This window comes from Halorubrum orientale (assembly GCF_059623105.1).
This window is the reverse complement of record NZ_JBSPSR010000001.1, coordinates 460,755-470,972: the sequence shown is the minus strand read 5'-3', so window position 1 is coordinate 470,972 and position 10,218 is coordinate 460,755. Positions and strand designations below refer to the sequence as shown.

8 protein-coding genes are annotated in these 10,218 nt (G+C 63.3%); 4 read left to right on the top strand and 4 right to left on the bottom strand.

From position 1 onward, the window contains the following. Positions 1–303: 303 nt before the first annotated feature. Positions 304–795 carry a metal-dependent hydrolase gene (locus ACWUI7_RS02435; protein ID WP_496640576.1) on the bottom strand — a complete coding sequence of 164 codons (492 nt, stop codon included), beginning with the start codon at positions 793–795 and terminating at the stop codon, positions 304–306. A gap of 120 nt (positions 796–915) precedes the next feature. Here ACWUI7_RS02435 and ACWUI7_RS02430 point away from each other — a divergent pair, with 120 nt between their 5' ends. Beyond that, entirely contained in the window at positions 916–2,040 is a 1,125-nt protein-coding gene (locus ACWUI7_RS02430; protein ID WP_496640574.1) for a pyridoxal phosphate-dependent aminotransferase, read from the top strand. A gap of 3 nt (positions 2,041–2,043) precedes the next feature. Here ACWUI7_RS02430 and ACWUI7_RS02425 read toward each other — a convergent pair whose 3' ends face one another. Together ACWUI7_RS02425 and ACWUI7_RS02420 are read right to left on the bottom strand one after the other, a co-directional pair. Further along, on the bottom strand, positions 2,044–3,159 hold the full coding sequence (locus ACWUI7_RS02425) for a sensor histidine kinase (RefSeq protein ID WP_496640573.1): 1,116 nt from the start codon (positions 3,157–3,159) through the stop codon (positions 2,044–2,046). Between the two features lie 92 nt (positions 3,160–3,251). Continuing rightward, positions 3,252–3,896, bottom strand: coding sequence for an FAD-dependent oxidoreductase (locus ACWUI7_RS02420; RefSeq protein ID WP_496640572.1), 645 nt, complete (start codon positions 3,894–3,896; stop codon positions 3,252–3,254). 651 nt (positions 3,897–4,547) lie between these two features. On the opposite strand from ACWUI7_RS02420, the gene ACWUI7_RS02415 reads away from it, so the two are divergent. The 3 genes from ACWUI7_RS02415 (at position 4,548) to ACWUI7_RS02405 (ending at position 8,567) form a co-directional block, all read left to right on the top strand. Continuing rightward, positions 4,548–6,305 carry a 2-oxoacid:acceptor oxidoreductase subunit alpha gene (locus ACWUI7_RS02415; protein WP_496640571.1) on the top strand — a complete coding sequence of 586 codons (1,758 nt, stop codon included), beginning with the start codon at positions 4,548–4,550 and terminating at the stop codon, positions 6,303–6,305. Between the two features lie 2 nt (positions 6,306–6,307). Further along, positions 6,308–7,171: a 2-oxoacid:ferredoxin oxidoreductase subunit beta gene (locus tag ACWUI7_RS02410; RefSeq protein ID WP_496640570.1), complete on the top strand. Its 864-nt coding sequence runs from the start codon at positions 6,308–6,310 to the stop codon at positions 7,169–7,171. A 157-nt stretch (positions 7,172–7,328) separates the two neighbouring features. Then, positions 7,329–8,567, top strand: a complete 1,239-nt coding sequence (locus tag ACWUI7_RS02405) for a digeranylgeranylglycerophospholipid reductase (RefSeq protein ID WP_496640569.1) — start codon at positions 7,329–7,331, stop codon at positions 8,565–8,567. A gap of 413 nt (positions 8,568–8,980) precedes the next feature. Here ACWUI7_RS02405 and citZ read toward each other — a convergent pair whose 3' ends face one another. After that, positions 8,981–10,120, bottom strand: coding sequence for a citrate synthase (gene citZ, locus ACWUI7_RS02400; protein ID WP_496640568.1), 1,140 nt, complete (start codon positions 10,118–10,120; stop codon positions 8,981–8,983). Positions 10,121–10,218 lie beyond the last annotated feature (98 nt).

The window sequence follows — 10,218 nt, the reverse complement described above, 5'->3', positions numbered from 1 at the left end:
CTTTTCAGCCACACCCTCCCCAGCCGATTCGCTCGCATACGCTGGTGTGAGAGTTGTACCCAACACGACCGCACGAGACTCGGACACACTTTTCAGCCACACCCTCCCCAGCCGATTCGCTCGCATACGCTGGTGTGAGAGTTGTACCCAACACGACCGCACGAGACTCGGACACACTTTTCAGCCACACCCTCCCCAGCCGATTCGCGAGCCGCCGGCGGCGACTCGCTCATCCCTCGCACGCGCTCGTGAGCACGCCTTCGGCGACTCACGAGGCGCGCGCCACTGCAGGTGGGTTGCGGGTCAGATCCCGAGGCCTGCACGGGCCGCCGCCAAGTCGACGTCGAGTGAGACGACATACGTGGTGAACGCCCAGAACGTCGCAATTTCGAGAGCGGTAACGATGACCGTCACAAGGTCGGCGCGGTCGCTGCTCACCGGAACACCAAACGGCAGCGAGTACTCGGTGTCTGAAAGCGGGTGAAACAACGCGATTCCGCGGCGGCTGCCGACGAGGTCGAGCACATAATGCGTCATCACGCCGACCCACACGAACTGGAGGTTGTCGAAGACGATCGGGTACGCGAGAAACACCCCCAAGACGGGGAGACTGTGGAGGGTCTTCCGGTGGCGACCAAAGGCAGTGTCGACGTCCGGAAACAGCGCACCCAACACGATCGGAACGGATATCTGGGCGATCTTCCGGGCCGTATCGGCATCGAGACTCGGCTCCAAGATAACCCCCAGCCCGAGCGCGAGCAACACTGCGTTCAATACGTGGCCGCGTTTGTTCATATTGTCGACTCGCCAGCCCACGACTCAAAGGGCTCGGATCGCGGTTGGAGTGAGACGTCCACGAACAGCTCGACCGATTCACGCCGAAAGAGCCAGGTGACCACCACCACAGGGAGCCACATGGAGTACGAGGAGCCCAAGTTTTTCCACGTGATGCAGTACGGGGTCGCTGCCGACCGCGACGTCATCGACATGGTGAGCGGAAACCCCGATTGGGAGCCCCCGGGGGCACTGCGAGAGGCGCTCGCGGCGTACGCCGAGTTTCCGACCGCAGAGTTCCAGTACCCACCGAGTGAAGGAATTCCGGCACTGCGCGAGGCGATCGCGGCTCGGCGAAACGTCGATCAAGACCGTGTTATCGTTACGAACGGAACCGGCGAGGCGAACTACCTCGGGATGGCCAGAGCCCTCGACCGCGACGCCGGCGACGAGGTGTTGTTGATGGATCCGGTGTATCCGTACTACCTCGGGAAGACCACACTGCTCGACGGAACGCCGACGCTGGTTCCGACCGAGCGTGACGGCGATCTTGACGTGGAGGCGATCAGAGAGGCCGCGAGTACAGAGACCGCGCTGATCGTGTTGAACACCCCGAACAATCCGACGGGTGCCGTCTACGACCTCGAGGCGGTACGGGCAGTCGTCGAGATTGCTGAGTCGGTCGACGCCCTCGTGCTCGTCGATGAGGTGTACGACCACTTCGATTTCACCGGCGCGTTCGAGTCGGCACTCGCGATCGACTCCGACCGCGTCATCGTCACCAGCGGGTTCTCGAAGTCGATGGCGATAACGGGATTCCGGGTCGGCTACACCGTCCTCCCGGAACCCCACGTCCGCGCCGCGAAGACCCGCCACATGCTGGTGAACGTCGCCGGCTCACGCCCGGCACAACACGCGGTTGCCGAAGCGCTTCAGTCGACCGAATTGGCCTACTACAGGCAGGCACGCGATCAACTCGCGGACCGCATCGATGCGTTCACCGACGCACTCGACGCCGCAGGCGCGGAGTACTCCCGCCCAGAGGGTGGCTTCTACGTCCTCGCGCGCTTCGACGACTTCCCCGGCACCATGGAGAACGTCAAACGTCTGATAGATGAGGCGGGCGTCGCCGGGATGCCCGGCGAGACGTTCGGGACCGCCCGCGACGACTGGATCCGATTCGCGCTCGTCACGCCGCGCTCGCTCGAGGCCGCAGAGCGGCTCGCCGACTACTTCGGGGAGACGAAGGCGACCGCGAGCGAGTGAGAATCACTCGACCGTCTCGACACCGGTAACCTCGAAGCGGGCTCCACCCGTCCGACTCGCCGTCACGTCGATCTCCCACCCGTGTGCCGTGGCGATCTCCGCGGCTATGTTGAGGCCAAAGCCGGTGCCGTCGCTCGCGGTCGTGTACCCGGTGTCGAACACGCGGTCGCGCGCGTCGGGCGGAATGCCCGCGCCGTCGTCGGCCACGTAAAATCCAGCACCTCCGTCGTCTCCACCCCGCGTCGCGGTGTAGAACGGCTCGATAGATCCGACGGTGACGACGACGTCGTCTCCACCGTGTCTGATGGCGTTGCTGAAGAGGTTCTCGAGCAGCTGTTTCACCCGTCCGGGCTTCCCGGCGATCGATCGGTCGACGTCGATCCGAAGCGTTGCCGTCGGCGTTTGAACCGACGACCAACACGTCTCTGCGAGTGCCGCAAGGTTGACCGGCTCGGTCGCCGAAACCGTTTCTCCCTCACGCGCAAGCGTCAACAGGTCCGCGATTAAGTCGAGACACCGGTCGATCGCGTCTGCAGCCGTCTCGAGGTTTGTACTCTCACACGACGCTCTCGCGAGTTCGATCCGTCCCTGGGCTACGTTGAGTGGATTCCGAAGGTCGTGAGAGACGACCTCGACGAAGCGCTCAAGCCGTTCTTCGCGTCGCTCTGCTGCGCGAACGGCTCGACGTGACGCTACCACGGTTGCAATCCGTCGAGCGAGCCGAGTCACGTCTGTTTCGAGGTCGGTGTTGCCACTGGCGTGGACGACGTCCGTGATACCGTCGAGGACGGCCTCGCCGGGCGTCTCCCCGACGACCACGTCACCGAAGCCGACGACCGGGATTTCCTCGTCGGCCGTGCAAACGAGCATGCGGAGGTCGTTCGGGTCTAGCGCGCCATCATCCGCATCGTGCGCGTTATCATCCGCATCGCGCGCCCCCCGGGAGATCGCTACGACGACACAATCGTACGTGCGTCCTCGAAGCAACTCGACGGCTTCGGTCATCGAAGTCTCGATGTCGACGGTGAATCCGTCCGGTTCCCTCGCGAGCGCCGTCGCGACCGGTTGGGGGTCGGAGCCGGCAAAGAGGACTGTCGTGGTGTCTCCGTGGCCGTCCATCGTGAGAGAGGGTGTGTTTGGTGAAGTGCTACCCCGAGGCAAGATAAATTCAAGGGTGTCGGATCGCGTCGCTCCCGTGGCGGTCACCGTGGCTATCCGAAGTTTTCGACCTTCGCCGCATCCGGATCGCCGCCGCCACGCTCGATGGCCGTCGTGGCGTCCTCGACGAAGTCAGCGAAGCCGTAGACAAACACGCCCTCGTCGTCACCACCCGCCAAGGCTACAGCGACCGGGGCGTCGAGCGACTCGTCCGCACTGAGGAGGACGACATCCACACCGGCCTCACGAAGCGCCGAAAGCCGGGCCTCGTGGGCGGGAGCAGCGTCTCGGTACACGATCGCCGCATCACCGCCGTCGGCAACTGCCCGTTCGGCGATCGCAACCGCGGGACCGACGCCCGGCCCGCCGGCGAGGACCACAGCTCGCGACTCGCCGTCGTAGTGCTGGTCGCCGTACGGCCCGGCGAACGAGAGCGTCGTGCCGGGCTCAATATCGGCGAGGAACTGCGAGAAGTCGCCGCCGTCTTCGGGGTCGATTGCGACGGTCACCTCGACCGTTTCGTCGACTGTCGGCGAGGAAAGCGTATAGAATCGCGAGACTGGCTCGCCGTCGATCTCGGTGCCGAGTCGCACGAACTGGCCCGGCTCGGCGGCGAACCCCGTGGGTGTGCCGAACCGAATCGCGTACGTATCCGGCCCGACCGTCTCGACTGCCGTCACCGAAACTGTGGCATCCATACCCGCGTTCGGGCCTTCAGATACTAAACGTGTTCCCGTCGGTACCGCGACCAGCTGTGATCGCTGTTGACATCCTCTCCGCCCTGAAGGGCGAAGATTCCCACGGCACAGCACCGCTGAGTTGGGATGTTCAAGATTTGTAGCCACCTCGAAAGACGGCTACTGGCTGTGCCAATCAGCCGTTACTCCTATCCCGGCATGGGATTCAGAGGTACTTCTTACTGCCTACACCCCATTTCCAACGCGGAAGAGGGTGTCCTCCGCTTGGAATCGGGGAATCCCGATACTGTCCGATTAGTGGGGCGGGTAGACCGCCTCGGGGTGCTACTATTACGATGCCTGGTTTGTTAACACATCCGTCCCGCACGTCAAGCGTATTCCCCGCAGGACTTGTCGGATTCATCCCCGCCCTGAAGAGCGGGGCTTTCTCCTCGCACCTCCGCAAATTCGACGTTTGTCGAATATAGGGTGCGACACACGGCTGCTGCGAGTCGTATTTTGGTGGACGATCGCCCACTCAAAATCCGAAATCATCGTCTCTATCGTAGATCAGTCGACAATACTTGCGAAAAATAATACGATTGTGAAGTAATTGTCGGGTGGCCCCTTCCAGAAGTCTTTTGATGAGTCCGAGTGAAGCGCCCACACAGAATGGCAGCGGACTTCAACTGGGCCGTCGGTGGGGAGGCTGGCGACGGCATCGACTCGACGGGCAAGATCTTCGCGCAGGCCCTCTCGCGGTCGGGTCGGCACGTGTTCACGTCGAAGGACTTCGCCTCGCGGATCCGCGGCGGATACACCGCGTACAAGGTGCGAACCTCCGTCGACAAGGTACAGAGCGTCGTAGATAGACTCGATGTCCTCATCGCGCTCACGCCGCGAACGATAGACGAGAACCTCGACGAGCTCCACGACGAGTCCGTCGTCATCTACGACGGCGAACGAACAACGATGCAGAACGTCGAGATACCCGGCGAGATAGCCGGAATCGACGTACCGCTCAAGCGACTCGCCGAGGACGCAGGCGGGGCGATTATGCGCAACGTCGTCGCACTCGGCGCGGCGTGTGCGGTCGCCGATTTCCCGATCGAGAACCTTGACTCCGCGTTAGAAAAGCGGTTCGGCGACAAGGGTCAGAAGCTCGTCGACAACAACAAGGAAGCGGCCCGTGCCGGGCGTACGTACGTCGACGAGGAGTACGACTACGAGTTCCCCTACGAGCTAGAAACGACGGACGAAGACTACGTCCTGCTCAACGGTGATGAGGCTATTGGGATGGGCGCTATCGCTGCCGGCTGTCGGTTCTACGCCGGCTACCCGATCACGCCGGCGACCGACGTGATGACGTACCTCACCGGCCGAATCGAACAGTACGGCGGCCACGTGGTGCAGGCCGAAGACGAGCTGTCAGCAGTCAACATGGCGCTCGGGGCCGCCCGCGGTGGCGCCCGGGCGATGACTGCGACTTCCGGACCGGGTATCGATCTCATGACCGAGACGTTCGGTCTCGTCGCGACAAGCGAGACCCCACTCGTGATCTGTAACGTGATGCGGTCTGGGCCCTCCACCGGGATGCCAACCAAACAGGAGCAAGGAGACCTGAACCACATGCTGTACGGCGGACACGGGGAAGTCCCCCGGTTCGTCCTCGCGCCGACCACGATCGACGAGTGTTTCTGGAAGACGATCGAGGCGTTCAACCTCGCCGAGAAGTATCAGCTCCCCGTCTACCTCACGGCGGACCTCTCGCTTGCGGTCACAGAACAGACCTTCTCACCGGAGACGTTCGACATGGACGCCGTCGAGGTCGACCGCGGATTCGTCGTCGACGAGTCGACTGTGAGCGACCACCAGACCGAAAGCGGCGGGTTCAAACCGCACGCGCTCACCGACGACGGTATCTCCCCGCGAGCGTTCCCCGGCACGGCCGACGGCGCACACATGTCGACCGGCCTCGAACACGACGAGCAGGGCCGGCGAACCGAAGACACCGACATGCGGGTCGAACAGGTCGACAAGCGGAACCGCAAGGTCGAAACAGCAGAGGCGCGCGAAGACTGGAGTCCTCGCGAGTTCGGTGACCCCGACGCAGACACACTCGTGATCACGTGGGGGTCGAACGAGGGAGCGCTCGTCGAGGCGCTCGACATCCTCGACGACTCGGGTATCGATGTCCGCGTGATCGCGGTGCCGTACATCTTCCCCCGGCCGGACCTGTCGGCAGCGATCGAGGCGGCAGAGACTGTCCTCGTTGTCGAGTGCAATGAGACCGGACAGTTCGCGAACTTGATCGAGCGCGACGCGCTAACCCGCGTTGAACGGGTGAACAAGTACACCGGCGTGCGGTTCAAGGCGGATGAACTCGCAGCAGAAATACGGTCGACCCTCACGGGGGTCGTGGAGGCATAACCATGAGCTCAGAGATTCGATTCACCGACTTCAAATCCGACAAGCAGCCGACGTGGTGCCCTGGATGCGGCGACTTCGGGACGATGAACGGCATGATGAAGGCGCTTGCAGAGACCGGCAACGACCCGGACAACACGTTCGTCGTCGCCGGCATTGGCTGTTCCGGAAAGATAGGTACCTACATGCACAGCTACGCGCTCCACGGTGTCCACGGCCGCGCGCTGCCGGTTGGCACCGGCGTGAAACTCGCCCGTCCGGATATCGAAGTGATGGTCGCCGGCGGCGACGGCGACGGCTACTCGATCGGCGCGGGCCACTTCGTCCACGCGGTTCGCCGGAACGTCGACATGACGTACGTCGTAATGGACAACCGCATCTACGGACTCACCAAGGGGCAGGCCTCACCGACCTCGCGTGACGACTTCGAGACGTCGACCACTCCGGATGGACCCAAACAGCCGCCAGTCAATCCGCACGCGCTCGCACTCGCGTCGGGCGCGACGTTCATCGCGCAGTCGTTCTCCTCGGACGCACTGCGGCATCAAGAGATCATCCAACGGGCCATCGAACACGACGGATTCGGCTTTGTGAACGTCTACTCTCCATGTGTGACGTTCAACGACGTCGATACGTACGATTACTTCCGTGACTCGCTCGTCGACCTCGCCGAGACCGGCCACGACCCCACCGACCGCGACGCCGCAAAAGACGTCATCCTCGACTCCGAAAAGGAGTACCAAGGCGTCGTCTACCAGGACGAGTCGTCGGTGCCGTACACCGAACAACACGGTATGGACGCCAATATGTCTGCTATCCCGGCTGGTGCCCCGGAGAACGCGACCGACCTCGTCCGCGAATTCTACTGAGGACGGTCACGGCCGGTTTCGACCGTGTCTACAGAACCATCTAGTCGCTACTCTAGTCTGATATCCCGACCTCCGCGATCCGTCAAAATCGGGCGGCTCACTCGCCGTATCGACCCATTTCGGCAAACCTAATTAGCCGGGTCGATACGGATCATACATGCCTGATCGTTACGACGTCGCCGTCGCCGGCGCCGGTCCAGCGGGCGCCCAGTGCGCCCGTGACCTCGCCGCCCGCGGGTACGACGTCGTCGTCCTCGAGACCGAGGCCGAAGCTGACTTTCCGCGACAGAGCAACAAGTCGACGGCGGGGACGTTCCCGTCGATGATGTCGGCGTTCGGGATTCCCGACGACGTCGTAATGTCGTACACCGACACCGTGGTGTTAGAGTCGCCAAATGACTACTACGAGTCGTATCAACCCGGGGCCGTGCTCGAGTTCGCCGACTTCAAGCGCTTCCTCGTTGAGGACGGTCGCGAGAAGGGTGCGGAGTATCGGTTCGACGCGCGCGTGTCACGGCCGGTACTCGACGACGACGGCGTCATCGAGGGCGTCCGGTACGCCGGCGACGAGACGGTGTACGCCGACGTCGTCGTCGATGCGACCGGTCCGGCTGCCCCGATAGCGAGCGCACTCGACGTCGTCGAGCTTGAGCGGGAGAACCAGGCGATCGGCATCGAGTATGAGCTCGAAGGGGTCGATCTCGACCACCCGGACTACGCGGACTTAGACCGGGCGATGATGCTCCGGCTCGACCACGAGATTGCCCCCGGTGGCTACTCGTGGGTGTTCGCTACCGGTCCGGATACGGCGAAGGTCGGCGTGTGTTACATCCAGAACGACCGGCATCAAGAGACCGCCGAGGCGGGTCAGACGATAGACGGCTACCTCGAGGGATGGCTCGACCGTGACCCTCGGTTCGCCGACGCCGAGCGGCTCGAGGGGAAGGTCCACCGCGGCTCCGCGCACATCCAGCGACCGGGTGCGATGCACACTGACGGCTTCCTCGCGATCGGTGATACCGTCCCAACGATCGATCCGCTGTGGGGCGAGGGGATACACAAGGGGATGAAGTCCGCGCGCGCGGCCGCAAAGACGATCGACCGCTGTTTCACCCACGCCGACCGGCCGAAAGACGCCGACCACCTCTCACTGTACGATCAGCTCTGGCACGAGGAAGTCGCGCCGCGCATGAACGCGCGGCTGTTGCTCACTGAGCTGTTGTATCTCGCGCCGAACGAGCGATACGACACGCTGATGCGCGACCTTCGAGAGACATCAGACAACCTACTTGCTCGCGCCAACCGCGGTGAGAGGCGCGCAATGGCGAAACTGTTACACCTCGATGACCTGCCACTGCTCGCGAAGTACGCCCGGCAGCGGTTTGCGTCTGCGTGAGTGGGTCGGGTTCGGCACACCCCAACGCCGTGTGTGAGGACGCGTTCTGGAGCGATTCTGTACGTGTCGGAAGTGACCTTGTGACGAACACGACCGCCGGACATCACTTGGCCACACCATCCCTCATACGCATGTGGCGGTGGTAGTACAATCAACACGACCGCACGACCACCGGACACCACTTAGCCACACCCTCCCCAGCCGATTCGCGAGTCGCCGCCGGCGACTCGCTCATCCCTCGCACGCACGCTTCGGCGGCCTGCGAGGCGCGCGCCACCGCAGGCTGTGTCTCGATTGTTCGGATTCATTGGAGAACTGGGATACGGTGTCAGGGGTGACACGATCGCAAAATGAAGCAGTAGTGACGTTGGCGTGAGAGTGGGGACCGCGAGATCTGCGGGCTCTCGCGTCTACTATCGCTCGTCTATCGGGACGAACTCCGCTGACTCCGGACCAGTGTACCGCGCACGGGGACGAATGAGCCGGTTGTCCGCACGGTACTCGTTAACATGGGCGACCCATCCACCGACGCGGCTCATCGCAAAGATAGGGGTGTACAAATCGATCGGGATGCCCATGGTCTCGTACACCGAACCGGAGTAGAAGTCGACGTTCGGCGCGATTCCTTGGTCGGTGAGCCCCTCGTCGGTGAGGTACGACTCGATTGCTGCGGTGTACTCGAGCCACCGCTTGTCGCTGGAAGCGGCCGCGAGATCGTCGAGTTTCTCGGCTAAGATCCGTGCTCGCGGGTCTTTCACCTCGTACACGCGGTGACCGAAGCCAGGAATACGGCGACCCTCGTCGGTTGCGGCCCGGACCCACTCTGTCGGATCTTTCCCCGACTCGTCGACTTCGTACAGCATCTCCATTACGTCCTGATTTGCGCCGCCGTGAAGTGAACCCGAAAGCGCCCCGATGCCGCCGGTGACGGCTGCATAGACGTCAGCCATCGTCGAGCCGATAACGAGCGCGGTGAACGTCGAGGCGTTCAGCCCGTGGTCGGCGTGCAGCGTCAGCGCCATATCAAAGGTCTCCTCACTCACGTCGTCGGGCGCCGTACCGGTGAGCATTCGGAGGAAGTCACCGGCGTGTGAGTGTGACGGGTCCGGTTCGAGGGGCGACTCACCCCGTCGAGCCCGGTCGAACGCCGCGAGGATGGTAGGGATCTTCGCGGTTATCCGGGCACCCTCGGCGAGCACGTCGCCGTCGTCTTCGCTCGCAGTGTCGTCGTACGCAGAGAGCATCGAGACCGCGGTGCGGAGGGCGGCCATTGGCTTTTCGTCGACGTCGCCGAGCCGGCGAACGGTCGTGAGCACGTTCTCGTCGACGGCCCGCTCTGCGGCGAGCGCGTCGGCGAACGAGTCGAGCTCGGCGCGCGTCGGCAGCGCGCCGTGCCACAGCAGATACAGGACCTCCTCGTAGGTCGCGCCGCGTGCCAGCGCCTCGATGTCATGCCCGCGGTAGACGAGCCTCCCAGCCTCCCCGTCGACGTGACTGAGCTCCGACTCGGCGACGAGAACGCCCTCCAGCCCGCGTTTCAACTCGTTCGACATGCGCTACTCTTCCGACCACCGTCAAAAAAGCGTTATCTTTCGACAAGGACCGAGTACGACGATCGTGGAACCCGGTCGTACCGACCGTCGGTAGGGTT

Excerpts from the sequence above, each read along its gene's own strand:
- ACWUI7_RS02435 (WP_496640576.1), bottom strand. The coding sequence starts at position 795 with ATGAACAAACGCGGCCACGTATTGAACGCAGTGTTGCTCGCGCTCGGG.
- ACWUI7_RS02430 (WP_496640574.1), top strand. The coding sequence starts at position 916 with ATGGAGTACGAGGAGCCCAAGTTTTTCCACGTGATGCAGTACGGGGTC.
- ACWUI7_RS02425 (WP_496640573.1), bottom strand. The coding sequence starts at position 3,159 with ATGGACGGCCACGGAGACACCACGACAGTCCTCTTTGCCGGCTCCGAC.
- ACWUI7_RS02420 (WP_496640572.1), bottom strand. The coding sequence starts at position 3,896 with ATGGATGCCACAGTTTCGGTGACGGCAGTCGAGACGGTCGGGCCGGAT.
- ACWUI7_RS02415 (WP_496640571.1), top strand. The coding sequence starts at position 4,548 with ATGGCAGCGGACTTCAACTGGGCCGTCGGTGGGGAGGCTGGCGACGGC.
- ACWUI7_RS02410 (WP_496640570.1), top strand. The coding sequence starts at position 6,308 with ATGAGCTCAGAGATTCGATTCACCGACTTCAAATCCGACAAGCAGCCG.
- ACWUI7_RS02405 (WP_496640569.1), top strand. The coding sequence starts at position 7,329 with ATGCCTGATCGTTACGACGTCGCCGTCGCCGGCGCCGGTCCAGCGGGC.
- citZ (WP_496640568.1), bottom strand. The coding sequence starts at position 10,120 with ATGTCGAACGAGTTGAAACGCGGGCTGGAGGGCGTTCTCGTCGCCGAG.